Origin of the sequence: Kribbella sp. NPDC050820 (assembly GCF_040653975.1) — a bacterium.
Classification (GTDB): Bacteria; Actinomycetota; Actinomycetes; order Propionibacteriales; family Kribbellaceae; genus Kribbella.
On sequence record NZ_JBFAHB010000040.1, the window covers coordinates 31,693 to 54,935 of the forward strand.

The following is a 23,243-nucleotide window of genomic DNA, read 5'->3' on the forward strand; positions in this document are numbered from 1 at the left end:
AATCATCACACTCACCGCCGACAGTTCTGCCCACCGCACCTTGAGAAGCCACCAACCACAATGTGGTCCCGGAAGCGGTCGGTGGCTTCTCAAGGTGGACTACGCGGGGGTCAGAGCCGGCGGCACTGGTCTTCCTTGTTGCCGCCGACGATGTTGCCGGAGCCGGTTGGGGCAGGGACGTTGGACTTGCACTGCAGGTTGCCGTTGATGCGGTTGGTGTTGATGTACTGCGCGCCGCGGTTGGTGAACGACTGGACGTCGCCCTTCACGGAGTTGGACCGCAGTGACGCCGTCCCGCCCTGCTTGAGCTGCACGCTGCCGCCGATGGTGCTGGAGCTCAGGCCCACGTGAGCGTGCCCCTCGGCCTGGACGTTGCCGACGATGCGGGCCAGCGACGTGGCCAGCCGGGCGTTCCGCTCGACCTTGACGGTGCCCTTGACCGTGGTCCGGAGCAGCGTGCAACTGGCGCCCGCCGGCACCCGCAGGTTGTCCACGGTGATCGCGCCCAGCGTGCCGCGGCAGACACGTTCCTCGGCGTGGGCGGCGGGGGCGGCGAGCAGGCCGCCGGCCAGTGCGAGCGTGCCCGCGCCGGCCACGATGATGGAGCGTTTCATGGTGTCCTCCGGTGTCTGGCCGGCCCGTCCGGCCGGCTCCAGACCACTGTCTTCAGCCCGGATGAGAGCCGGGTGAAGAACAGGTGAGAGTCGGCTCATCAGGCCAGTTGTGTGACACTGGACTTATGTGGCGGGAGAGCGATCTCGACCCGGTGGACGGGACCAAGACCGAGCAGGTCGAGGCCCTGGTACTGCGACGGATCGAGCGGGGCGACCTGTCGATCGGCTCACGGCTGCCGTCGGAGCGTGTTCTGGCGGACCGGCTGGGGCTCAGCCGCGTGACCGTCGTACGCGCGTTGGATCAGCTGCGCCAGGACGGCGTACTGGAGACAAAGCGTGGTTCCGGGACGGTAGTGCGGCCGCTGGACCGCCTGCTGGACCCGATCGCGCCGGCGTCGACCGTGACTGCGGGGGACCAGCCCGTGCTGGACCTGCGCTTCGCCACGACTGCCGCACCACACGACGTGGCGGAAGTGGCCGCCCAGATCGTCGAGGACGGCCTGCCCCACGCCATGGGTGGCGATGGCCCGCCTCCGGGGGGCTCGCTTGAGCTGCGTACTGCGCTTGCCGCTCGACTCACCCATGAGGGCGTACCGACCGAGCCTGATCAGCTCACGTTGACCGTCGGAGCCGCAGCCGGACTCAACGCCGCTCTGGCCGGCCTGGACCTCGGACCAGGCGTAGCGATCACCGAGACACCGACGTACCCGGCCGCCTTCGATCTGCTTCGCAAACACCGCTTGGACGTCGCCGGCTGGCCTGCAGGCGTGTGGGACACCGACCAGCTCACCCACCTCTGCAGACGGCACCGCCCCAAGGTCATCTACCTGCAGGCCGACAACCACAACCCGACCGGGCTCAGCCTGCCGCCAGACCGTCGTACGGCGGTCGTCGAGATCGCCCGGCGTTATGGCGCCGCCCTGATCAGCGACGAGACGATGAGGCCACTGTGGTTGGCCAGTGGCGAGCAGGCCGAGCCGCTGAGCCGCTACTCGCGCACTGTGAGTGTGGGGTCGCTGTCGAAGACCGTGTGGGGCGGACTGCGCGTCGGCTGGGTCCGCACCGGCAAGCAGCTCCGCAGGCGCATTAACACCGCCGCACAGCTCAGCGTGGCGTCGCCCAGCGCTCTGGACGACCTGCTGGCCCAGGCGATCGTCGGCCGCCTCGACCGTGTGATCAGCCGGCGCCGCACCCGCCTTAGGGCGAATCTCCAAGCCCTGGAGAGTGGTTTGAGGACACTCGACGGTGTGGCGTGGCCCACGCCGACCGGTGGCATGACGCTGTGGCTGGAGCTGACCGAGACCAGAGCGCGGCGAGTGCTCGACAAGGCCCGCGAACAGGGCTTGCTGCTGGGCGCAGGCGACCTGTTCACGCCGGACGGGACTGACCGGCGGCACATCCGGATCCCGTTCACCGCGCCGCCCGCCACGCTGCGGCTCGTGGTGGCCCGGCTCGGTCAGGCGCTGGCTCAGTCCACTTGATCCGAGGTGGACTGAGGATAGGTGCCGCGCGGCCCCTAACCTGGAGACGTGCCCCAGGACCAGGAGGAAGCAGTGACGGAGAACCAGACCCCCCAGACCGGTACCGCGAAGGTCAAGCGCGGGATGGCGGAGATGCTCAAGGGCGGTGTGATCATGGACGTGGTCACCGCCGAGCAGGCCAAGATCGCCGAGGACGCCGGCGCGGTCGCGGTGATGGCGCTGGAGCGGGTCCCGGCCGACATCCGCGCGCAGGGCGGCGTCTCCCGGATGAGTGACCCGGACATGATCGACAGCATCGTCAACGCCGTCTCGATCCCGGTGATGGCCAAGGCCCGGATCGGTCACTTCGTCGAGGCCCAGGTACTGCAGAGCCTCGGGGTCGACTACATCGACGAGTCCGAGGTGCTGACCCCGGCCGACTACGCCAACCACATCGACAAGTGGGCCTTCACGGTTCCGTTCGTGTGCGGCGCGACCAACCTGGGCGAGGCGCTGCGCCGGATCACCGAGGGCGCGGCGATGATCCGCTCCAAGGGCGAGGCCGGTACCGGCGACGTGTCCAACGCGACCACCCACATGCGCCAGATCCGCCAGGAGCTCCGCCGGCTGCAGAACCTGCCGGAGGACGAGCTGTACGTCGCGGCCAAGGAGCTGCAGGCGCCGTACGAGCTGGTCAAGGAGGTCGCGCAGGCCGGCAAGCTCCCGGTCGTGCTGTTCACCGCCGGCGGTATCGCCACCCCGGCCGACGCCGCGATGATGATGCAGCTCGGCGCCGAGGGCGTGTTCGTCGGCTCCGGCATCTTCAAGTCCGGCAACCCGGCCCAGCGCGCCGAGGCGATCGTGAAGGCGACCACCTTCCACGACGACCCGGACGTGATCGCCAAGGTCTCCCGCGGCCTGGGTGAGGCGATGGTCGGCATCAACGTCGACGAGATCCCGCAGCCGCACCGCCTGGCCGAGCGCGGCTGGTGACGAACAGCCTGCAGTCCGTGGACGAGCGGACAGCCCGCGAGCTTCGCGGGCTGGCCCGCGTCCTGGTGCGGTCCGGGTACGCCGACCACGCGGCGATCACGGCCGCGCTGACGGAGGCCGTGCAGGAGGACGCACCGTCGATGGACGCGGCGGCGCTCGTGCCGCTGCTTATCGGTGAAGCGGTGATCGACCTCGACGCCGAGGCGGCAGGCTGGCCTGCGACGACGGATCCCGACCGGCTGGACGCCGTACTGGCCGAGCTGGAGTCCCGAGGACTGGTGGTGGTCCGCTACACGTCGGACCACCACGCGGCCAGGCAGGCGCTGGAGGCGGCCGCGGATCCGAAGGGTCTGGTGTTCTTCACCGACACCGACGTCTGGCACGCCGTGGACTTCGGGATGCTGGAGCTGAAGGTCTGGCATCCCGACACCGCCAACGTCGCGCCGGGCGAACCGCTCCTGGAGGACGTGCTGGCCCTGCTGAACCAGTACGACCTGCCCGCAGTTTTCGACGAAGGCCGCATCGAGGTGGCCCTCGACTGGCAACGAAGGGTGGCGCTTTGAGCGTGATTGGCGTGTTCGCGCTGCAGGGCAACGTGCGGGAGCACGTGGCCATGCTGAACCAGGTCGGTGCCGAGGCGGTGCCGGTCCGCCGGCCCGCCGAGCTCGAGCGGGTCGACGCGATGGTGCTGCCGGGTGGCGAGTCGACCACGATGGACAAGCTGGCCCGGGCGTTCGAGCTGTTCGAGCCGCTGCAGAAGCGGATCGCGGACGGGATGCCGGTGTTCGGCACCTGCGCCGGGATGATCATGCTGGCGAACGAGATCACCGGCGGCATCGAGGGTCAGGAGACCCTCGGCGGGCTCGACGTGACGGTTCGGCGGAACGCGTTCGGCCGGCAGGTGGACTCGTTCGAGGCGGACCTCGAGTTCGCGGCGTTCGACACGCCGTACCACGCGGTGTTCATCCGGGCACCGTGGGTGGAGCGGGTCGGACGGGACGTGGAGGTACTCTCGACCGTGAGGTCGGGCCCGGCCGCGGGTAGGATCGTCGCGGTTCGTCACGATCGGCTGCTGGCCACGTCGTTCCATCCGGAGATGACCGGGGACGCCAGGCTGCACGGCTACTTCGCCGAGCTGGTCCGCAGCCTCTGAGTCAGTTGCAGGAGCACGAAGGGTTGGGTTCGCCATGTCAGGCCACTCCAAGTGGGCCACCACGAAGCACAAGAAGGCCGTCATCGACGCGAAGCGCGGCAAGCTCTTCGCGAAGCTGATCAAGAACATCGAGGTGGCCGCCCGGATGGGCGGTGGCGACCCTGGCGGGAACCCGACCCTGTACGACGCCATCCAGAAGGCGAAGAAGTCGTCGGTCCCGAACGACAACATCGACCGCGCGGTCAAGCGCGGCTCCGGCGCCGAGGCCGGTGGCGCGGAGTACCAGACGATCATGTACGAGGGCTACGGCCCGAACGGCGTCGCGATGCTGGTCGAGTGCCTGACCGACAACCGCAACCGCGCGGCCGCGGACGTCCGGACGGCGATGTCCCGAAACGGCGGCTCGCTGGCCGACCCGAACTCGGTCGCCTACCTGTTCAACCGCAAGGGCGTCATCGTGCTCGCCAAGGACCAGGACGGGAAGTCGCTGTCCGAGGACGACGTGATGGAGGCCGTGCTGGAGGCCGGCGCCGAGGAGGTGAACGACCTCGGCGAGTCCTGGGAGGTCGTCACCGAGGCCACCGACGTGGTCGGGGCCCGGACCGCGCTGCAGGACGCCGGCATCGACTACGAGTCGGCCGAGGTGCAGTTCGTCCCGTCGATGACGGTCGAGCTCGACGCCGACGGCGCCGGCAAGATCTTCCGCCTGATCGACGCGCTCGAGGACAGCGACGACGTCCAGAACGTCTACGCGAACTTCGACGTCTCCGACGAGATCATGGCGTCAGTGAGCTGAAATTCGCGTTTGACGCGCTGTATTTGATTCCCGTCTCCGACGGGGGCTCGACGTCTCCGACGAGATCATGGCGTCAGTGAGCTGAAGTTCGCGTTTGACGCGCTGTACTTGATTTCCCGTCTCCGACGGGGGCTCGACGTCTCGGACGAGATCATGGAAGCCGCCAACGCCTGAGGTGAAGGGCTGGGGTGTTCCCCAGCCCTTCCTTCTTGCTTGAAGTGTGTCAAAATCTTGACGAGCGTCAGAGCTGATGGCACGATTCCAGCAATCCGTCGTACGGCCCGTCGTAAGGAGTGCGCCATGGCTGGAACGTTCGTCCTCATCACCGGTGCCTGGCATGGCGGGTGGGCCTGGCGGCCGGTCGCCGAGCAGCTGCGGGCCGCGGGTCAACGGGTGCTCACGCCGACCTTGCCCGGACTGGCCGACGGCGACGACCCCACGTCGTACACGCTGGGCGATGTCGTCGACGCGGTCGTCGAGCTGGTCGAGGGGGAGGACCTGCGCGACGTCACGCTGGTCGGGCACAGCTGGGGCGGATACGTGATCGCCGGTGCGGCCCCGCGGCTCGCGTCGCGGCTGCGCAAGCTCGTGTTCTGGAGCGCGTTCGTGCCGGCCGAGGGCAGGAGCCTGTACGACGAGGTGCCGCCGAACTACCAGGCTTTGTTCGACGGACAAGCCGCTGCCTCCGGCAACAACTCGGTCGCGATGCCGTTCGAGGTGTGGCAGGCCGCCTTCATGCCGGATGCCCCCGAGGACGTCCAGCGCATGGTCCACGGCCTGCTGCTGCCGCAGCCAATGCAGTACTTCACCGAACCGGTAGCCCCGCTGGAGCTCGACGTTCTAGGCGTGCCTGTGGCCTTTCTCCTCGGCGAGAACGACATCGCGCTGCCGCCCGGCGAGTTCGGCTGGCACCGATTCGCTGAGCGTCTCGGTGTCTCCCCGATGCCGGCACCGGGCAGCCACGAGGCCTGTTTCACGCGTCCGGCCGAACTCGCCGAGGCCTTCCTCAAGGCCTGACCGATGAGAGGCCTGGAAGGCCTTGCTCAGTCACTGCTCCACCTGGGGTCGAACCGAAGCTCGGGCCCGTGGGCTGATGTGGAACTGTTCGGGCGGTGGCAGCGTCTGCGGCATGGCGAGAGCAATCGAGGTCCGGGTCGTCGTGGCCCGAGGTAGTGATTGCTGAAAGGGGTTCGCGATGATCACTGGAGTCGCCAAGGTCGTCGTGCCGGTCGATGATCAGGAGCGGGCAAAGCAGTTTTGGAGCGGCGCAATCGGATTCGACGTCGTCAGGGACGAGTTCTACGGTGACGAACGCTGGATTGAGGTCGAGGCGCCCGATCACTCGGTCGTCCTCGTGCTGAGCCGCCGTCCCAGTGACGAGCCGAGGCGTCGGGTGTCCGACGCGCTCCCGCACTCGAATGTGTTCCTGACGTGCGAGGACATCGAGCAGACCTACGCCGAACTGACTGGGCGAGGCGTGCGCTTCCCTGCACCGCCCGCGGAGATGCACTTCGGCTTGTGGTCGATGTTCGAGGACTGGGAGGGGACGCGGTTCGCGCTCGGACAGTGGGGATCGCGGCCGGCGAAAGGCGCGACGACCGCGCCCGCCGATCCGCCATGATGGGGCGGCGGGCTCCGGTGCGCGGATGATGTAGATGTCCAGAGTCGCGCAGTACAGTCTGCTTGTGGTGCAAGGTTCGGCTCGAGGGTGGTTCGAAGCCGAGGGCCTTCGGCGCGTTGTGCCGTTCTTCTCTCTGGCGTTCGGCCTCGTTGCGGCGATCACGCAGCCGTCGTCGGCCGGCGACATCGTCCTGGCGGCGGTGCCGATCGCCGCTTTCGGCCTGTGGGCCTTCGCCCCCAACGTGCCACTCGCCGCCGTTTCCGTCGGCCTGGTCATCCCGGTGGTCGTGGTACAGCGCTCCGGGCAGCTCGAGCCGGTCATGTTCAATGTCGTTCTGCTCGCTTTCGCAGCCGCGCGTTGGTCTCGGCCACTCGCGGCGGCGTTGCTCGGTGTGCTCGCGGCGGCCACACCGGTGCTGGTGGCCCTGGTCCAGGATCCGATGGAGGTCGCCGTCGGTATCTGGATGGTCGCCACGGTCTTCATCTGGATCGTCGGCCGCGCGGTCGCGCGCCAGGATCGACTCGTGGTCGAGCTCGAGAGCACCCGCCGTCAGCTCGCCGAGCAGGCGCTGCTGACTGAACGCCGTCGGATCGCTCGTGACGTCCACGACTTCGTGGGGCATGGGTTGGCCGCCGTGATGCTTCAGGTAACGAGCGCCCGGCACGTACTGCACCGCGACCTGGCGTCCGCCGAGGAAGCGCTGCGATCGGCCGAGGAGGTCGGCCGCCTGAGCATGGAGGAACTGCGGCGTACGGTGACGCTGCTCCGTCACGACGACGAGGCGGGAGTCGCACCGCCACTCCCGTCCACCAGAGAGATTCCCGCGCTCGTCGACCAGGCCCGGGCCGGAGGTCTGGCTGTCGAACTGCGAATGCGCGGAGACTTCACCCGGATCTCACCGGGGACGGGCGTCGCGCTCTACCGGATCGCTCAGGAGGCGCTGGCGAATGCTGCCCGGCACGCGCCGCGCGCGCACACCGTCCTCGGGCTCGAGCTGTCAGCTGAGGACGTTCGGCTCGTGGCCGAGACCTCGGGACCCGTCGCCACCGCACTGGCGACTGATCCCGAGCGGCCTCATTACGGCTTGATCGGCATGGGAGAACGGGCGAGTGCGCTCGGCGGCGACCTCGTGGCCGGCCCGACGCCCGACGGTTGGCAGCTGAACTGCCGGCTTCCGCTGACGGTCGACAACCAGCTACCACCAGGACCGTGAACGCCATGATCCGCGTTGCTCTCGTCGACGACCAGGCGATCGTGCGTGGTGGCTTGGCACGGATCCTCTCGCCCGCGGACGGTTTCGAGGTCGTGGCCGAGTGCGCCGACGGCAGGCAGGCGGTGGAGCAGTTGCCCGCCGTACGGCCGGACGTCGTCCTGATGGACATCCGCATGCCGGCTCTCGACGGCATCGCCGCGACGAAACGTTTGTGCGCCACCGAGAACCCCCTCGTGGTCCTCGTGCTGACGACCTTCGGTGAGGACGAAGTGCTGTGGGGCGCGATCGAGGCCGGCGCGGCGGGGTTCGTGCTCAAGTCCTCGTCCGCCGAGGATCTGATCGCGGCGGTTCGTGCGGTCGCCGGCGGCGGAGCCTGGTTCGATCCGGCGGTCGCGCCGCGGCTGCTCGAGCGGTACCGGCGGGTGGTCGCCCCGGCGGCACGGGATGCGGCGCGGCTCGACCTGCTCACCAACCGCGAGCACGACGTCCTGCGGTTGATGGCGCGCGGTGCCACGAATGCCGAGATCGCCGCGGCCCTGCACATCGCCGAGGCGACGGTGAAGACGCGTGTGGGCAGCATCTTCACCAAGCTTCGGGTGCGGGACCGAGCTGCCGCGATCGTGTTCGCCTACGACCACGGTGTCGTCACCCCGGGCCGTACGCCGTAGGACGGCCTCCACCCCTGGTCGTGGCGCGGTTCGGGCCCGCAGGGCGATGCCTGAACCACCCAGGCGTGATTAGCGTCGGCGTGTGACCGAAAAGCTCGCGCTGGTGTGTAGCCGTCGACCGTGGCTCGTCGTCGGAGTATGGCTCGTCCTCATCATCAGCGCCTTCACGCTGGTGGCGACGCTCCTCGCGTTCGAGGGCGAGGCCGAGATCACGAGGACGACCGAGTCCAAGCAGGCCGATCGGGTCCTCGCCGAAGGCTTTCCCCAAGAGGTGAGGAGCGGCGACGCTGTCAGCGAGGTCGTCGTCGTGAGGGCCGAGGCCGGCAAGATCGCATCGGCTGCGTCGCGTTCGCGAGTCGTCGCGCTCGCGGATGAGCTGCGCGCGGCCGGGGCGGTCCGCGTCGTCACGTACGACGAGAACCAGCGCCTCGTGTCGCAGGACGGGGACTCGACGGTGCTCCAGGTCGCGCTCGGCCGCGACGGGGAGGACAAGGTCGAGGACATGGTCGACGCGGTTCAGCGCCTCGATGACGAGCCTGGCTACGCAGCGGCGGTGACCGGCGGCTGGATCGCGGACGCCGACGAGGACGCCGCGTCGCTGGAGGATCTGAAGAAGGGCGAGCTCTTCTTCGGCGTTCCACTCGCGCTCGTCATCCTCCTGCTCGTCTTCGGCGCGGTCGTCGCGGGCCTCGTTCCGGTCATGGTCGCGCTCGCATCGATCGTGGTCTCCCTCGCGCTCGTCGCACTCCTCGCGCAGGCATACGACCTGTCCGTCTTCACCCAGAACATGCTGATCGGCATGGGCCTCGCCCTCGGAATCGACTACTCGCTCTTCACCCTCTCCCGCTATCGGGAGGAGCGGCTGCGCGGGCAGGAGAAGCTCGAGGCCATCGCCACCGCCGGCGCCACCGCCGGCCGGGCCGTCCTCTTCAGCGGCATCGCCTTCGCGCTCGCGATGCTCGGGCTCCTGCTGGTGCCCAGCACGATCTTCCGCAGCCTTGCCGCCGGCGCGATCCTGGTCGGGATCGTCTCCGTGATCGCCGCGCTGACGCTACTCCCCGCGGTCCTCGCGCTGCTCGGCGACCGGGTGAATGCGCTTCGCATCCCCTTCTTCGGCCGCGCAGCCGAGCAGGCAGGCCGTGAGGGCCGCTTCTGGGGCGCCATCGTCCACCGGGTCATGCGCCGCCCCGCCATCAGCCTGGTGCTGAGCGCCGGCCTGTTGCTCGCGCTGGCGGCCCCGGTGCTCGCGCTCGACACAGGTACGTCGGGGGCGGCGACCCTGCCTGACCGCTTCGAGTCGAAGCAGGGCTACCTCCTCCTCCGCGAGGAGTTTCCGAAGGAGTCGACCGAGCCGGTCGACATCGCGATCGCCGGAGACGTCCGCGGTCCCGCCGTCCAAGGCGCTGTGACTCGGCTCGAGCAGGAGATCGCGCGCCGCCCGATCTTCGGGGAACCTGTCGTCGAAGCGAACCAGGCGGGCACGGTCGCCCGCGTCACGGTTGCGATCGCGGCCAATCCGGACAGCGAGGGAGCGATCGAGGCGGTCCGTGGGCTGCGCGACGAGGTCGTCCCCAGCGCGTTCGCCGGTGTTGACGCCGAGGTGTACGTCGGCGGCGATACCGCCGAGGAACTCGACTACCAGGACACCGTCAACTTCTGGCTCCCACTCGTGCTGCTGTTCGTGCTCGGACTCAGCTTCCTCCTGCTCACGCTGGCGTTCCGCTCGATCGTCGTTCCCGCGACCGCGATCGCCATGAACCTGCTGTCGGTCGGAGCGGCGTACGGACTGCTCGTGCTCGTCTTCCAGGAAGGCATCGGCAACGAGCTCCTCGGGCTGAGTCAGGCCGAGACGATCGACGCCTGGGTCCCGCTCTTCTTGTTCGCCGTCCTCTTCGGTCTCTCGATGGACTACCAGGTCTTCCTGCTCAGCCGCATCCGTGAGCGCTACACCGAGACCGGCGACACCGACGCCGCCATCTCCTTCGGCATCGGCTCGACGGCCCGCCTGATCACCGGCGCCGCACTCATCATCATCGCCGTCTTCTGGGGCTTCGCGATGGGCGACACCATCGCCTTCCAGCAAATGGGCTTCGGCATCGCTGTCGCACTCCTGATCGACGCGACGATCGTCCGCTCCGTCCTCGTCCCGGCAACGATGAAGCTGCTCGGCGAGCGCAACTGGTACCTGCCCTCCTGGCTCACCTGGCTCCCCGACGTACGCGTCGAGGGCCCCAACCCGCCAACGAAGGCCACGGTCGCGCCGACGCCTGGCAGATACCACTGACGGCATGATTGCCGTGTCCCGGCCGGTAACGCTCGTCGACCTCCTCAAGGCACGAGTGATGAGCTGATGCGCGCGATGATTTCGGGGTGGTTGTCGAGGAGGTAGTAGTGGTCTCCGGGCAGGACGCCGGTTTGCACGGGTGCGCTGGTGTGCCGGCTCCAGCCTGGTGAGTCCGCGGCTGGTACGTGCGGGTCCTGCCCGCCTACCAGGGCGGTGATCTCGGCGGTTGAGGCGCACGGCGGATTGCTGTCGTCGGCCGGCAGCGTCCGCCCGTCGAGGGCAAGCGCCTCGACAGCGTCGAGCCGTTCGGCGAGCTGCTCCGGCCGGTCGCTGAGCACCACCGTGCATCCGGCATCCTTGACGACGTGGCGGAAACGTTCGTCCGGCCAGTCGCCGTCAAGCGGTACGAATGTCGCCCCGCACTTCAGGATGCCCAGCAGGGCCACCAGCATCTCGGGCGAACGCGGCACGCACACCCCGACGCTCGCTCCCGGCCCGGCGACCTCGGCACCCAGGATGCCGTCAACGAGGACTCCAGCAGCGATGTCTTGCCGATGCCCGGCTCGCCAGACACGACCGGAGGATGACCACCATCCCCGCGCAGGCACCGCCACCCAGCTTGCGCGGGGATCTCCTCGATGTGCTCAGGCCACGACTTTGAAGCCGTGGCGGAGGCCGAGTTTGGTCAGCGACTCCTTGCCGGGGATGCCGTCGGCGTCGGCGCCGGTGAAGCCGAGCTTGCGCTGCCACTGCGCATAGGCCTTGATGGTCACCGTGCCGAACGATCCGTCCTTGGCGAACGCCGGGGACAGCAGTCCCTCGGCCACCAGCGCCGCCTCGACGATCCGTACCGCGGCCGGATGCGAGGTCGCGCCTTGCGGACCCGGCGCGTCCTTGCGGGCAGCGCTCGCGACCGCGGCCGCCGACACCGTCGGCAGTCCCGCACTACCGGCGCCGCCACGCGCTGAAACGGTCTTGTAGTTCGGCCGGCCGAAGCCGCGGATCATCGTCGCGCCGCCGGCTCAGCGCCGGCTGTGCCGGAACACCCCGATGCCGGTCCTGCTGCCGTCCAGGTTGGTGTTGCCCTCGATCGTCTTCACGAAGTCGCCCTCGACCCGCTCGACGAAGAAGACGTGCGCGATCCGGCCCAGATCCCGGTCGAACAGGAAACCGACGTCGCCGGCTCGCGGACTGTTGAACAACCGGCCCGCGTTCTTGAAGCCGCTCTGCATGGTCGGGGTGAACGCGCTGTTCGTGCCCGGCACCAGCGGCACCTTGTTGACCTTCCACCCCGCGACCAGGAACGTCGCGCACCAGGCCTGCCCGTTCGCGTGCCCGGCCTTGGCGGCGTACGGGTTCTTGTTCGACCCGAGCGGCTGCTCCATCGTCCGCACCTGCGCTGCCGCCCAGGTGAGCAGGTCCCGCACGGTGCCGCTCATGACTCCGACTCCAGCGTCGCCCCGTCCACCAGGTCCTCGTCGTACTGCGGGAGCCGGGTCTGCTCGACCTGGTCCTGCGCTCCGTCCTCCGGCAGCGGGTAGTTCCCCGTCTCGACCGGCGTCTCGTCGTCCATCCTGCTCTCCCCCTCGGTTCCAAGCCCGGCCCAGGCGGACCGGCCCCTCACCGACACCATCCGCAGCGGCCTTCAGACAGACTTAAAGCGTCCTTAAGGAGCTACCTGGCGAAGTCGGCGAACGGGCTGGTGCGGAACCAGGTCCGGAACTGCCGGGTCAGCCCGGGCGGCCCGATCAGTTCGACCCGGCCGGTCCGGATCGCGGCGCGGTAGCTCAGCCGCTTGAGATGCAGATCGACGAGAGCCGCCGAATCACTCCGGCACACCAGATCCTCGTCGTACCCACTGGGCCGCGTGCAGAGCTCGGGCTGCGGCCGGCGCAGGATCATCCAGTGGGTGTCCGCGGGCCGGTCGCGCAGGTCGAACCGCACCGTTGTCGTACCTGCTGGGATCCGGTCCAGGTCGACCAGCTTCATGGTGGCCCAGAGCACGTACGCCGGGTCCAGGTGGTGCGGCTCGATCTCCAGCCAGTGGGCGCCCCACTGACCCATCGCGTCGAGCACCGCCCGGAGGGCCTGGCCCATCTCGGTCAGCTCGTACGTCACCCCGCGCCCTTCGACCGTACGACGAAGTACGCCGTGCCGCTCCAGCAGGTCGAGGCGCTGGGTCAGCAAGGCGGTGGAGATACCGGGCGCGCCCTGCCGGATCTCGTTGAACGTCCGGCAGCCGTTGAGCAGATTGCGCACGATGATCGGCGTCCAGCGCTCGGCCAGCAGTTCGGAACTCCTGGCGATCGGGCAGAACTGGCCGTATGCACGCACCCCTTCAGCGTCGTCCTCGCCAGGGCCGATGGCAACTTCAGAATCTGATATTGCGAGTGCGCCCCGATGTGCCGACCGTGAAGGAGTGGGCCGGTGTCTTGCCGGTCCGGCCGAAGGGTGGTGGGGACGATGACAAGTCGAGCGCATGTGGTCCAGCCGGCACAGGGGCGCTCAGTCGACCTCGGGGTGGCGCGGATGAGGGTGCTGGCCGACAGCACGGTCAGTGCGGCGTTCTCGTTGACGGAGTTCGCAGGCACTACCGAGGGTGCCTGGACGGTGCCGCATCTGCATCGCGGTTTCGAGGAGTCGTTCTTCGTGCTGGACGGCGAGTTCACCTTCACCGTCGGCGGCGAGGCGATCGTCGCGGGGCCGGGGACCTACGTCCTGGTCGGGAGGGATACCGCGCACACGATCACCGCGGGGCCCGGTGGCGGCCGATTCCTGACCCTGATGGTGCCCGGTGGCCTTGAGGAGATGTTCATCGAACTCGGTGAGCTCCCGCCCAACGCGATCACGGACCCGGTCGCCCGCAAGGCGGTCTCGGCGCGCTACGACTCGATTCCGACCACTGCGCGACCGTGGACGTCACGCTGACGTCCACGGTCACGTGAGGTCAGGGATTGACGATCTGGTCGCCGACCAGGGCCAGGGTCTGGATGGCGGCGAGGCCGTAGAGGGCGGTGGTGTTGGTGGAGACCCACTTGGCCGACTGGGTCGGGTTGAGGGTGGACGTGACGTCCTCAGCCGTCCACGGGAGGTTCGGACCGTAGCCGTCGCCGGTGTAGAACTCCTTCCAGGCCCGGGCGGCCAGGTCGTCCCGATCCAGGCGTACGGCGGCGTACGCGGTCAGGCGGGCGTGCCCCTGACGGAGGATGAGGTTGCCGAAGTACGCACCGCACTCTGCCGTCTGCTCGGCCCGGCTGGCGTTGTAGAGCCGGCAGTACTGCAGCCACGCGGCCTCGAACGCCGGCATGTCGACCAGGTCGATGATCTCGGCGCAGATCTCCACCTGGCCGAACATCGCGCTCAGGTGCGACACACTGACGGTCTTCGCGGCGACCGGAGCGAACCGCCCGGTGTCGAGGTCGTAGAGCCCACCGCCGGTGACGAAGCCGTTCGGCATTGCCGCGATCGTCTCCATCGTGCCGAGCAGCTTGGTGCGCGCCGTCTCGGCCTTGGGTCCTTGCCGCTCCCACTCGGTCAGCCAGGCAGCAGCCAGACCACTCCAGTCCGTGCCGAGGCCGATGGCGAGTGCATGCGGGTCCGGCTCGTACGGCTCGGTCCTGATCTTCCGCAGCGGGTCCAGCACGATGAACGTGCGGTCGGAGTCGACCAGCTCGGACAGCAGGTCCCCAGTGCGCTCGTCAGCGGTCAGGTAGTAGTAGAAGCGGCGGTAGATCGCCGTACTGATCCGCTGCTGCTTCGCGCTGTCCGCCCAGTGCTGTACGCCGTGCCGCGTGCCCAGACCGGCCCACTGGCCGAGGTGGTAGACGTCGACCTCACCGGTGTGCCGGGTCATCGCCTCCGCGAACCGGAAGATGTCGGCCCGGCCGGACCGCAGGAACGCGTACCAGAGCCACAGGTCCGGCGAGAGCTCCGAGTTGTCCCACGCGTACCCGCCCACGTCGTACCGCCAGACCCGGCGGTCCTCGTCGTACGTGTGCATGATGTCGCCGTAGTCCCAGAACCCGTACCAGTGCCGGGACTCGACCTGACCGCGGTAGAAGTCGAACAGGAAGTCCAGGTGGTCCTCGATCGCCTTCTTGGCCGGCACCGAGCGGTCGACCGGTGAGACGAGCCCGCCGAACACTCGCGTGCTGACCAGCTGATCCACCGGGTTGATCAGCTGCGGGGGAGTCCGCACCTGGTCGGCCAGGTCGCCGAGCCAGGCGGCCGACGGCGTTGCAGCCAGCGCCCAGAACGTCAGCTCACTGGTCCGTGCGATCCCGTATGGCGTCCCGAAGGCGGGCTCGTAGTCCTCGTAGGTGATGTTGAGACCCTCGAGCTGCTCCGGGTACGTGTCCTGGCCCATGCCGTCGTGGTAGAACCGCGTGTCCATCGGCCCGGCCTCCGGCGACCACAGCCACACCGTGACCTCGGCCTCCTCGGTCGCCGCGCCCCGGATGTCCAGCTGGGTCGGATGCCGCTGCCAGAAATCCCTTAGTCCAAAGGCGAATCCGCCGGTCACGCCGCCGACGTACCCGAGACCGGACGCGCGCTTGCCCTGGTCGACCGGGATCCAGCCGTACCCCTTCTTGGTCCGCTTCTTCACGGTGAAGCCGTCCGCGTTCAGCTGGCTCAGCGTGTAGTCGCCCCACTCGGGGATGTACTGCAGCCGGGTCGTCACCCGCTGGTCCCACGTCGACGGGTCGGGCAGCTTGGTCCCGGCCACCTGCGCGGCCCGTACGACGGCGCCCGGGTCCCGCCGCAGTCCCGTGATTCCCTTCACCGCCTCGGCCATCATGCCGTGGCCCTCGCCCACGAACCGGACATGACGGTCGTACGCCGCATCGCGCAGCGGCACCCGGAACCGCACACCGAGGCCGGCGATGTAGTCCTGCTGCCCGTCGCGGTCGTAGACGAACGTGTGCACCATCCGCACGTTCTCGGCGCCCGCGGTGAAGTACAGCCGGACCGAGAACGGCAGCCAGGTCTTGCCCTTGCGGGACTTGTGCCGGCCGTCGATCTTGACCACCGCCCGCACCGGGCCGGCCTGCTCGACGGTGACCTTCTGGATGTCGCTGTCGTAGCGCTCCCGGACGCGGCCGCCTTCCTCGTCCTCGGCGATCTTGTCCTGCTTGAGGTTGACGAGCTGGCCCTTCCGGGCGATCACCACGTCACCACGCCAGATCTGGCTGATCAGCTCGGACCCGCTCGTCCGGATCCGTGCCTTGATCACGCCGGTGTCGACGTCGACGTAGCTCTTCTCCTGCTTGACCGTCACGGCCTGCGCCGGCGCGGCCGCCGTACCAGGACCGAGAGTGTAGGACTCGGCTGGTGAGTCCACTGCTATGGCGTGTGCGCTCCACTTGAGTGAGCCGTCCGGCCAGTACGCGGTCGGCCAGCTCTGGACCGGTACGTCGCTGCCGTCAGCAGCCTTGAGTGCAAACGACTGGTTCGCCGGTACGGCGCCCTTCGGCCACGGCGTGCCCCACGTCGTGACGGCCGCCGTCGTCGGCTTGCCTTCCAGCCAAGTGAGTTTCACGTCTTGTACTTCGGTCTGCTCTGCGAATGCGGCGACCGGATTGTCCAGCAAGGAGACCGCGGGGACTGCGGCCATGCCTGCTAGGACTGTCCGTCGGGAGACCGCTGAGCCGTTTTCCACGCCATTCCACCTCTGTCATTCCGGTGTTCAGGGATCAGGGACAGGTTCTGGATCGCTGCCAGCGCGTACTGGGCCGCGCCGTTGGTGCTGACGAAGGCCGCCTCGTCGACGGGCATCAGGCAGCCGTCGATCGTGGTCGTCTTCCACTCCGCCTCGCGCTGCATGGCGTTGCGGTTGAGCTGGTCGCCCTCGTCGAGGAAGAACTTGCGCCAGGCCAGCCGGGCCAGCTCCGCGTCGCCGGTCCGGGCGGCGGCGTACGCGGCGAGCCTGCTGTGGGCCTGGACGAGTGAGATGCCTTGCAAGGGCTGGCCGACCTCTGCGGCTTGCTGCTCGGGTGGCAGCAGGTACAGCCGGCAGTAGTCCAGCCATGCCTTCTCGAACCCGGGTACGTCGAGGTCCAGGTCGATGAGCTCGGAACAGATCTCGGGCAGCCCGAAGAGCGACGACAGGTGGGACACTGCGATGCCCCTGCGGCTGGTGTCGAAGCGCCCGGTGGACAGGTCCATCCGCGCGTTGCCGGTGAGGAAGCCGTAGTGCAGTGCCGCGATGTCCGACATCGTCCCGACCAGCCGTGCCCGGGCCCGGTTGTCGCCGTGCCGCTCCCAGCGCGTGAGCCAGGCGGCGGCGAGTGCACCCCAGTCCACGCCCAGCTCGATCGACAGTGCATTCGGGTCGGGGGAGTAGACGTCGGGCCGGACCTTGCGCTGCGGATCGACGACCAGGAACATCTCCTCGACGTTCGCCACCTCGTTCATCAGGTCGCCGACCCGCTCGTCGGCGGTCAGGTAGTAGTAGAAGCGCCGGTAGATCGCGTTGGAGATGCGCACCTGCTTGCAGCTGCAACCCCAGTGCTGCACGTTGTGCCGCGACCCGAGCCCCTTGAAGCGGCCCAGGTGATGTACGTCGACCTCGCTGGTGTGCCGCGTCATCGCCTCGGCGAACCGGAACACGTCGGCGCGGCCGGTCCGCAGGTACTGGTACCAGAGCCACAGGTCCGGCGAGAGCTCGGAGTTGTCCCAGGCGAAGCCGCCTACGTCGTACCGCCAGGTGTGTCGGTCGCGGTCGTAGGTGTGCATGACGTCGCCGTAGTCCCAGAACCCGTACCAACGGCGCTGCTCGCGCTGGTTGACGTAGTACTGGAAGAGGAAGTTCAGCCGGGCTTCGATGTCCTGGTCGTCGGCGGTCGGCAGACTCCAGCTGCCGAATACGCCTGCCTCCAGAAGGCGAGCGGGGGAGACGGCGAGCAGGCCGGGGGAGTTGAGCAGCACGGCGTGCTCAGCCAGCTCGTCGGCCGACGGGGTGGTGTTGTGGACTCTCAGCGTGAGCTCGTGAGTGCGGGCGATGCCGTGCGCGTTGCCGTAGCCTGGCTCGTAGTCCTCGTAGGTGATCTCGAGGCCTTCGAGCTGTTCGGCGTGGCTGTCCTGGTCCATGCCGTCGTGCCAGTAGCGCACGTCCATGGCCGGTGCACTTGGCGACCACATCCACACCGTGGCGGTGGCGAGGTCAGTGGCCGCGTTGCGGATGTCGAGGCGGGTCGGGTGCAGCTTCCAGAAGTCGCGGAGGCCGAACCCCAGTCCGCCGGCGGCGCCACCGACGTACCCGTAGCCGGGTGACCGCGTGCCGGCCGGGATGGTCACCCAGGCGTGGCCGGGACCGGTGCGTTTGCGCAGGGTGAAGCCGTCCGCGCTGGTCTGGTCGAGGGTGTAGTCGTTCCACTGCGGGATCAGGTGCAGCCGGTTCGACACCTCGGGGTTGGGGATCTCCTCGACGGCGCGGCCGGCTACCTGCGCTTCACGTGCTTCGTCACCTGGATCGCGTCGCAGACCGGTCAGGCCGCGGACCGCCTCGGTGAGGAAGCCGGACGGACCGGCCAGCCGGACGTGCCGGTTGTGCGGCTCGTCGTGCATCACCACGTCGGCGCTCAGGCCGAGCCCGGCCAGGAAGTCCCGGTCCGGATCGCCGTCCCAGACGAAGCTGTGCACGATCCGGACGTCGATCGCGCCGGCGTAGAAGTACAGCCGGACGCTGAACGGCAGCCAGTCGCCGTGCTTGCCCTCGAGCCGTACCACGGCCCGTACCGGACCGTCCTGTTCGACAATGAGATTGTCGACAATCGCCGTCGTCTGCTGCCGGGTGCCGCCGAGGTCCTCGTCGGGCGCATCCTGCCGCAGGCTGACCAGCCGGACATCCCGTACGACGGTCTGGTCGCTGTGCTGGATGGATGCGATCAGGTGTGGCGCCTTCAGCAACCAGGTGACATCGCCTGACGCGACGCGAACCTCGTCGCCGTCGCGCTCGACGCACACCGGCTGAGCCGGAGCGGACGGCTCTCCGGTGACCAGCTCGTACGACGACTCCGGCTGGTCCGACCGGCCGATCGCGTGGGCGGACCACTTGATCGAGCCGTCCGGCCAGGTCGCGGTCGTCCAGCTCTGCACCGCCGTACCGTCGGCCAGTGCGAAGCTGGTGCCTTCGGCAACCGTGCCGCGGGGCCAGGGGACGCCCCACGTGGTGCCTTGTCTACAAGGTGTTTCGAGCCACTGTAAGGTCGTCATTCCTTCACCGATCCGATCAGGACGCCCTTGGCGAAGTGCTTCTGCAGGAACGGGTAGAAGAACAGGATCGGCAGCGTCGCCACCACCACGACCGCGAACTTCAAGCCCTGCTCCGGGAACGTCACCGTCTCCAGCTGCTGCAGTACATTCGCCGAGTCGGCGTTCGCCGCGGTCAGCTGGCGGACGATCATCTGCAGCGTCCACTTCTTGCTGTCGTCGATGTAGAGCAAAGGAGACATGTAGTCGTTCCAGATCCCGACCGCGTAGAACAGCGAGAACGTCGCGATGATCGGCTTCGACAACGGCAGCACGATCCGCAGGAACACGTTCAGCTCGTTGCAGCCGTCGATCCGGGCGGCCTCCTCGAGCGCCTCCGGGAGCTCCTGGAAGAAGCTCTTCACCACGATCAGGTAGAACGGGTTGATCGCCAGCGGCAGGATCAGCGCCCAGTAGCTGTCCAGCAGCCCGAGGTCCCGCACCACCAGGTAGGTCGGGATCATGCCGCCGCTGAAGACCAGCGTGAACACCACCAGGTTCAGCACCAGCGCCCGGCCCGGCAGGAACCGTTTGGCCAGCGGGTAGGCCATCGTCAGCGTGAGCAGCAGCTGTACGACGGTGCCGACCGCGGTCACGCAGATCGTGGTCAGCAGCGCGCGGACGAACGTGTCGGTGGAGAAGATGTACTGGTACGTGTCGGTGACGAACTTCTCCGGCCACAGGAAGAACGGCCGCGAGCTGATCTCCGACTCGGTCGCGAACGACCCGGCCAGCACATAGACCAGCGGCAGCACCGTGACCAGGGCCAGCCCGGTCAGCAGCACGACATTCAGTACGTCGAACACCTTGCTGCCGGCCGAGTCGTAGTACCGGACCGACGGCTTGCGAGGCTTCGTCAGTGTCATCGCCATGTCGATCCCTCTCAGAACAGGCCGCGCTGGCCGAGGCGCTTGGCCAGCCAGTTCGAGCCGAAGATCAGCAGGACACCGACCAGGCCCTTGAACAGGCCGACCGCGGTCGCGTAGCTGAACGCGCCCTGCGTGATGCCGATGTAGTAGACGAACGTGTCGAACACGTCCGCGACGTCGCGGTTCAGCGAGGTGGTCATCAGCCAGATCTGCTCGAACCCGGAGTCCATCAGGTTGCCCGACGTCAGGATCGCCATCACCACGATGGTCGGCCGGATCGCCGGCAGCGTGATGTGCCAGAACTGCCGCCACCGGCCCGCGCCGTCCACCCGGGCCGCCTCGTACAGCTGCGAGTCGACCCCGGCCAGCGCGGCCAGGTAGATGATCGTGCCCCAGCCGGTCTGCTTCCACAGCAGCTGCAGGACGATCAGCGGCCGGAACCAGTCGGCCTGCGCGACGTAGTCGGTCTTCTGCCCGCCGACCAGGCCGTGGATCCAGTTCGCGATCACCCCGAAGTCGACCGAGAACAGCAGGTAGGTCAACGATGCGACGATGGTCCACGACAGGAAGTGCGGGATGTAGATCAGCGACTGCACCGACCGCTTCAGCACGTTGACCCGCAGCTCGTTCAGCATCAGCGCGACGATGATGGGCGCCGGGAAGACGAACACGATCGTGAGCAGCGCGAGCAGCAGCGTGTTGAACATCAGCCGGCCGAAGTCCGGCCCGGCGAACAGCTCCTGGAAGTGCTTGAGACCGACCCACTCGCTGCCCGAGTAGCCGAGGAACGGCACGTAGTCCTTGAACGCGATGGTCAGGCCGTACATCGGCAGGTACTTGAAGACGATGAAGTACGCGAGGCCGGGCAGCAGCAGCAAGTACAGCCAGCGGTAGCGGAGCAGGTCGCGCCACAGCGGCACCGCGCGGGCGCGGCGTTTGCGTTGCGGGGGTGGGGCCTGCCGCGAAACCTCCGCGGCAGGCTGAGCCACACCCGGCACCAGATCAGTGGCCACAGGTCAGCCGCCGTTCTTGGCGACCAGGTCGTTGACCTCCTGGGCGATCTGCGTGCCGCCGCCGTCGTACCAGCGCTTGATCTGCGCCTTCAGCTGGTCCTCGGTGATCGCGCCGGACAGGTACTTGATCCGGGCGTCCGGGACGATCGTGTCGAGCGTCTGGCCCTTCGACACCGCGGTCGGGGCGATCACGCCGAGGGCCGGGTTGAACACCGCGGTCTTCAGGTCCTCGTTCATCAGCACGTCGAACTTCTCCCGCATCGCCCGGCTGGCTGCGTCGGCCGGCCGCAGCTGGTAGGCGCCGAGACCGACGCTGGCCCGGGTGCCGAGCTGGATGAAGGCCTTGTCGACGTCGTTCTGGATCGCCTTGACCTTCGGGTCGTCGGAGTTGATCGGTACGGCGTACTTCCCGTCGGCCTTGAAGTTGCGGCCCTCGATGCCGTTGGTCAGCAGGATCGAGCCCTCCTTGGACTCCAGCTTGTCCAGCGTCTGCAGCACCTGGTCGAGCTGCTCCTCGGTGCGGACGTGCTGCTTGGAGATCGCCATCACCATGTTGTAGCCGGTGAACGGGTAGGAGTGCTTCTCACCGTCCGGGCCCTTCAGGTTCCCGACCAGGGTGACCTTGTCGAAGTCCTTCGGGTTCTTCTCCTTGAACAGGTCGAGCAGCTGGGTCGCCCGCACGTTCACGTCGATGATCATGCCGCCCTTGCCCTGCACGAACGGGTCGTTCCAGTTGCCGCTGTCCAAGGTGGCGAAGTCCGGGTTGATCAGGCCCTCGGTGACCCACTTGCGCAGCCAGCGGTTGGCCTCCAGGAACTCCGGGGTGTCGAAGCCCGGCACCAGCTTGCCGTCGCGCTCACCCCAGCCGTTCGGGGCGCCGAACCAGGTCTCGACCACGTCGTACGGGCTGGCGCTGGCGTAGTTGCCCGGCCACTTCGGGATGATCAGGCCGTAGGTGTCCTTCTTGCCGTTGCCGTCCGGGTCCCGCTCGGTGAACGCCTTCGCGATCGTGTAGAGCTCCTCGACGGTCTGCGGCTCCTTCAGCCCGAGCTTGGCCAGCCAGTCCTTGCGGATCACGATGCCGGAGCGCAGCAGCGGCCGGACCCGGTAGATGCCGTAGGTCTTGCCGTTGGTCATCGTGTTCTTGGCGGTCTGCTCGTTGGCCGGCTTCAGGTTCGGGTACTTGTCCAGCTTGCCGGTCAGGTCCCAGAACGCGCCGGCCTCGGCCGCCTTCACGAACGACGGGCCCTTCTCGTTCACCACCATCACGTCGGGGATGTTGTCCGAGGCAAGCGTGACGTTGGACTTGTCGCCGTACTCGGCGTTCGGTACCCAGGTGATCTTGAGCTTCTTGCCGATGAGCTTCTCGACGGCCTGCTGCAGCTCGCCGCTGGGGTCCGGCGCGGTGCCGAACAACGGCGCCATCACCGTCAGCTCGTTACTGGCCGCCTGGCCTTCGTCGCTGTCGCCGCCGCCGGAACACGCAGAGGCGAGCAGTGCCGTCGAGGCTGCGACGGCGACGGCGATACGCCGTCGGGAGAAGATGGTCATGAGTTCCCTTTCAGGTGCAGGCGCGCCTCGTTCTCGGCGAAGAAGCGCAGGCAGAGCCAGGTGTCGATCTGAATCCAGCCGCCACCGGCCAGCACGATCCCGAGCACCGGGAACTTGCCGGACAGGTAGCCGATGGACACCGCGACGAAGAGCAGGACAAGGGACGACGCCGGCCGCGCCAGCGCGACCAACGATGCCTTGGGCAACAACTCGCGGACCCGGAGGTCGTAGTGCACGGCCATCGGGAGCAGGTAGGCGGCGATCACCCCGAGCGCGACCAGCGCGAGCAGGCTGGCCAGCCGGGGGACCGACGCAGTCGCGCCGAGTGACGCGAAGTACAGGTAGTTGCCGACCAGAACCACCGCGGCCGCCACCAGCGGCAGCACGACCAGCTGGCCGCGGCGGAACTCGCGCCGGAACGCGACCCGGAAGGCAGGCAAAGCATGAAACGATTCACCGGAAGACCTGCGTCTGGCCAGCGAATACGCTGCGAGCGTGGCCGGGCCGATACCCAGCGCAACCCCGCCGAGGAGCGTGAAGGCGATCCACAGCGCGTTGAGCTTGATCGCCCAGACGACTTCGTCCGCGGCGTCGTACAGCTTGATCGACCAACCTGGGCTGCTCATCGGGAGCCTTCAGCCGGCCGGCGGTCGGGGATGTGGCGGCAGTGTTTCACGGGTGTCCCTGCCTTGTTTCGGGCGAAAAGTGATGTGACCGTATGGTTGAATCGTCTCAATGTCAAGGCTTCGGAAAGCGTT

Annotated in this window: 23 protein-coding genes; 11 read left to right on the forward strand and 12 right to left on the reverse strand. The window is 68.1% G+C overall.

Features of this window, described 5'->3' with window-relative positions; all coding sequences use genetic code 11:
• Nucleotides 1-110: 110 nt before the first annotated feature.
• Nucleotides 111-614 carry a hypothetical protein gene (locus AB0H36_RS28900; protein WP_360530184.1) on the reverse strand — a complete coding sequence of 168 codons (504 nt, stop codon included), beginning with the start codon at nucleotides 612-614 and terminating at the stop codon, nucleotides 111-113.
• Nucleotides 615-739: 125 nt separating this feature from the next.
• Here AB0H36_RS28900 and AB0H36_RS28905 point away from each other — a divergent pair, with 125 nt between their 5' ends.
• The 10 genes from AB0H36_RS28905 (at nucleotide 740) to AB0H36_RS28950 (ending at nucleotide 10,802) form a co-directional block, all read left to right on the forward strand.
• Complete coding sequence (locus AB0H36_RS28905) at nucleotides 740-2,095, forward strand: PLP-dependent aminotransferase family protein (RefSeq protein WP_360530187.1); 1,356 nt, start codon at nucleotides 740-742, stop codon at nucleotides 2,093-2,095.
• Between the two features lie 72 nt (nucleotides 2,096-2,167).
• Nucleotides 2,168-3,067, forward strand: coding sequence for a pyridoxal 5'-phosphate synthase lyase subunit PdxS (gene pdxS, locus AB0H36_RS28910; protein WP_360530321.1), 900 nt, complete (start codon nucleotides 2,168-2,170; stop codon nucleotides 3,065-3,067).
• A 17-nt stretch (nucleotides 3,068-3,084) separates the two neighbouring features.
• Nucleotides 3,085-3,630: a hypothetical protein gene (locus tag AB0H36_RS28915; RefSeq protein WP_360530190.1), complete on the forward strand. Its 546-nt coding sequence runs from the start codon at nucleotides 3,085-3,087 to the stop codon at nucleotides 3,628-3,630.
• The gene (pdxT, locus tag AB0H36_RS28920; RefSeq protein ID WP_360530193.1) at nucleotides 3,627-4,220 is read left to right on the forward strand and encodes a pyridoxal 5'-phosphate synthase glutaminase subunit PdxT; all 594 of its coding nucleotides are present in this window, start codon (nucleotides 3,627-3,629) and stop codon (nucleotides 4,218-4,220) included. The genes AB0H36_RS28915 and pdxT overlap by 4 nt, the downstream gene beginning before the upstream one ends.
• Before the next feature lie 34 nt (nucleotides 4,221-4,254).
• Nucleotides 4,255-5,016, forward strand: a complete 762-nt coding sequence (locus AB0H36_RS28925) for a YebC/PmpR family DNA-binding transcriptional regulator (RefSeq protein WP_360530196.1) — start codon at nucleotides 4,255-4,257, stop codon at nucleotides 5,014-5,016.
• Between the two features lie 300 nt (nucleotides 5,017-5,316).
• Nucleotides 5,317-6,033, forward strand: a complete 717-nt coding sequence (locus AB0H36_RS28930; protein WP_360530199.1) for an alpha/beta fold hydrolase — start codon at nucleotides 5,317-5,319, stop codon at nucleotides 6,031-6,033.
• A 178-nt stretch (nucleotides 6,034-6,211) separates the two neighbouring features.
• Nucleotides 6,212-6,637, forward strand: a complete 426-nt coding sequence (locus AB0H36_RS28935; RefSeq protein ID WP_360530202.1) for a glyoxalase superfamily protein — start codon at nucleotides 6,212-6,214, stop codon at nucleotides 6,635-6,637.
• A 64-nt stretch (nucleotides 6,638-6,701) separates the two neighbouring features.
• Complete coding sequence (locus AB0H36_RS28940; protein ID WP_360530205.1) at nucleotides 6,702-7,850, forward strand: histidine kinase; 1,149 nt, start codon at nucleotides 6,702-6,704, stop codon at nucleotides 7,848-7,850.
• Nucleotides 7,851-7,855: 5 nt separating this feature from the next.
• Nucleotides 7,856-8,518 (forward strand): response regulator transcription factor, encoded by a 663-nt coding sequence (locus AB0H36_RS28945; protein ID WP_360530208.1) that lies wholly within the window; start codon nucleotides 7,856-7,858, stop codon nucleotides 8,516-8,518.
• An 82-nt stretch (nucleotides 8,519-8,600) separates the two neighbouring features.
• On the forward strand, nucleotides 8,601-10,802 hold the full coding sequence (locus tag AB0H36_RS28950; protein ID WP_360530211.1) for an MMPL family transporter: 2,202 nt from the start codon (nucleotides 8,601-8,603) through the stop codon (nucleotides 10,800-10,802).
• A gap of 44 nt (nucleotides 10,803-10,846) precedes the next feature.
• On the opposite strand, the gene AB0H36_RS28955 is transcribed toward AB0H36_RS28950, so the two are convergent.
• From AB0H36_RS28955 to AB0H36_RS28975, 5 genes are all read right to left on the reverse strand, one after another.
• On the reverse strand, nucleotides 10,847-11,410 hold the full coding sequence (locus tag AB0H36_RS28955; protein ID WP_360530214.1) for an AMP-binding protein: 564 nt from the start codon (nucleotides 11,408-11,410) through the stop codon (nucleotides 10,847-10,849).
• A 36-nt stretch (nucleotides 11,411-11,446) separates the two neighbouring features.
• A complete protein-coding gene (locus AB0H36_RS28960; RefSeq protein ID WP_360530217.1) occupies nucleotides 11,447-11,809 on the reverse strand; it encodes a hypothetical protein in 363 nt (120 codons plus the stop codon).
• A gap of 15 nt (nucleotides 11,810-11,824) precedes the next feature.
• Nucleotides 11,825-12,241, reverse strand: a complete 417-nt coding sequence (locus tag AB0H36_RS28965; RefSeq protein ID WP_360530219.1) for a CHAP domain-containing protein — start codon at nucleotides 12,239-12,241, stop codon at nucleotides 11,825-11,827.
• Nucleotides 12,238-12,375 carry a hypothetical protein gene (locus AB0H36_RS28970; protein ID WP_360530222.1) on the reverse strand — a complete coding sequence of 46 codons (138 nt, stop codon included), beginning with the start codon at nucleotides 12,373-12,375 and terminating at the stop codon, nucleotides 12,238-12,240. The genes AB0H36_RS28965 and AB0H36_RS28970 overlap by 4 nt, the downstream gene beginning before the upstream one ends.
• A 101-nt stretch (nucleotides 12,376-12,476) precedes the next feature.
• Nucleotides 12,477-13,136 carry a helix-turn-helix domain-containing protein gene (locus AB0H36_RS28975; protein WP_360530225.1) on the reverse strand — a complete coding sequence of 220 codons (660 nt, stop codon included), beginning with the start codon at nucleotides 13,134-13,136 and terminating at the stop codon, nucleotides 12,477-12,479.
• 195 nt (nucleotides 13,137-13,331) lie between these two features.
• Here AB0H36_RS28975 and AB0H36_RS28980 point away from each other — a divergent pair, with 195 nt between their 5' ends.
• Nucleotides 13,332-13,730, forward strand: a complete 399-nt coding sequence (locus AB0H36_RS28980) for a cupin domain-containing protein (protein WP_360530227.1) — start codon at nucleotides 13,332-13,334, stop codon at nucleotides 13,728-13,730.
• Nucleotides 13,731-13,749: 19 nt separating this feature from the next.
• On the opposite strand, the gene AB0H36_RS28985 is transcribed toward AB0H36_RS28980, so the two are convergent.
• Genes AB0H36_RS28985 through AB0H36_RS29010 form a run of 6 tightly spaced genes read right to left on the reverse strand, consistent with a single transcriptional unit; the run spans nucleotide 13,750 to nucleotide 23,111 of the window.
• The gene (locus AB0H36_RS28985) at nucleotides 13,750-16,416 is read right to left on the reverse strand and encodes a Tat pathway signal sequence domain protein (RefSeq protein WP_360530230.1); all 2,667 of its coding nucleotides are present in this window, start codon (nucleotides 16,414-16,416) and stop codon (nucleotides 13,750-13,752) included.
• Nucleotides 16,417-16,421: 5 nt separating this feature from the next.
• Nucleotides 16,422-19,016, reverse strand: a complete 2,595-nt coding sequence (locus AB0H36_RS28990; protein WP_360530233.1) for a Tat pathway signal sequence domain protein — start codon at nucleotides 19,014-19,016, stop codon at nucleotides 16,422-16,424.
• A complete protein-coding gene (locus AB0H36_RS28995) occupies nucleotides 19,013-19,918 on the reverse strand; it encodes a carbohydrate ABC transporter permease (RefSeq protein WP_360530236.1) in 906 nt (301 codons plus the stop codon). The genes AB0H36_RS28990 and AB0H36_RS28995 overlap by 4 nt, the downstream gene beginning before the upstream one ends.
• A 17-nt stretch (nucleotides 19,919-19,935) precedes the next feature.
• Nucleotides 19,936-20,910 carry an ABC transporter permease subunit gene (locus AB0H36_RS29000; RefSeq protein WP_360530239.1) on the reverse strand — a complete coding sequence of 325 codons (975 nt, stop codon included), beginning with the start codon at nucleotides 20,908-20,910 and terminating at the stop codon, nucleotides 19,936-19,938.
• A 27-nt stretch (nucleotides 20,911-20,937) separates the two neighbouring features.
• The gene (locus AB0H36_RS29005) at nucleotides 20,938-22,485 is read right to left on the reverse strand and encodes an extracellular solute-binding protein (protein ID WP_360530242.1); all 1,548 of its coding nucleotides are present in this window, start codon (nucleotides 22,483-22,485) and stop codon (nucleotides 20,938-20,940) included.
• Nucleotides 22,482-23,111 (reverse strand): DUF624 domain-containing protein, encoded by a 630-nt coding sequence (locus AB0H36_RS29010; protein WP_360530245.1) that lies wholly within the window; start codon nucleotides 23,109-23,111, stop codon nucleotides 22,482-22,484. Before AB0H36_RS29010 ends, AB0H36_RS29005 begins: the two co-directional genes overlap by 4 nt.
• Nucleotides 23,112-23,243 lie beyond the last annotated feature (132 nt).

Bases quoted from the DNA above. Each gene is read 5' to 3' on its own strand.
- AB0H36_RS28930 (WP_360530199.1), top strand. From the start codon at position 5,317: ATGGCTGGAACGTTCGTCCTCATCACCGGTGCCTGGCATGGCGGGTGG.
- AB0H36_RS28995 (WP_360530236.1), bottom strand. From the start codon at position 19,918: ATGACACTGACGAAGCCTCGCAAGCCGTCGGTCCGGTACTACGACTCG.
- AB0H36_RS29010 (WP_360530245.1), bottom strand. From the start codon at position 23,111: ATGAGCAGCCCAGGTTGGTCGATCAAGCTGTACGACGCCGCGGACGAA.
- AB0H36_RS28905 (WP_360530187.1), top strand. From the start codon at position 740: ATGTGGCGGGAGAGCGATCTCGACCCGGTGGACGGGACCAAGACCGAG.
- AB0H36_RS28925 (WP_360530196.1), top strand. From the start codon at position 4,255: ATGTCAGGCCACTCCAAGTGGGCCACCACGAAGCACAAGAAGGCCGTC.
- AB0H36_RS28900 (WP_360530184.1), bottom strand. From the start codon at position 614: ATGAAACGCTCCATCATCGTGGCCGGCGCGGGCACGCTCGCACTGGCC.
- AB0H36_RS28935 (WP_360530202.1), top strand. From the start codon at position 6,212: ATGATCACTGGAGTCGCCAAGGTCGTCGTGCCGGTCGATGATCAGGAG.
- AB0H36_RS28980 (WP_360530227.1), top strand. From the start codon at position 13,332: ATGAGGGTGCTGGCCGACAGCACGGTCAGTGCGGCGTTCTCGTTGACG.
- AB0H36_RS28965 (WP_360530219.1), bottom strand. From the start codon at position 12,241: ATGAGCGGCACCGTGCGGGACCTGCTCACCTGGGCGGCAGCGCAGGTG.
- AB0H36_RS28970 (WP_360530222.1), bottom strand. From the start codon at position 12,375: ATGGACGACGAGACGCCGGTCGAGACGGGGAACTACCCGCTGCCGGAG.
- AB0H36_RS28985 (WP_360530230.1), bottom strand. From the start codon at position 16,416: ATGGCCGCAGTCCCCGCGGTCTCCTTGCTGGACAATCCGGTCGCCGCA.
- AB0H36_RS28945 (WP_360530208.1), top strand. From the start codon at position 7,856: ATGATCCGCGTTGCTCTCGTCGACGACCAGGCGATCGTGCGTGGTGGC.
- AB0H36_RS28960 (WP_360530217.1), bottom strand. From the start codon at position 11,809: ATGATCCGCGGCTTCGGCCGGCCGAACTACAAGACCGTTTCAGCGCGT.
- AB0H36_RS28990 (WP_360530233.1), bottom strand. From the start codon at position 19,016: ATGACGACCTTACAGTGGCTCGAAACACCTTGTAGACAAGGCACCACG.
- AB0H36_RS29005 (WP_360530242.1), bottom strand. From the start codon at position 22,485: ATGACCATCTTCTCCCGACGGCGTATCGCCGTCGCCGTCGCAGCCTCG.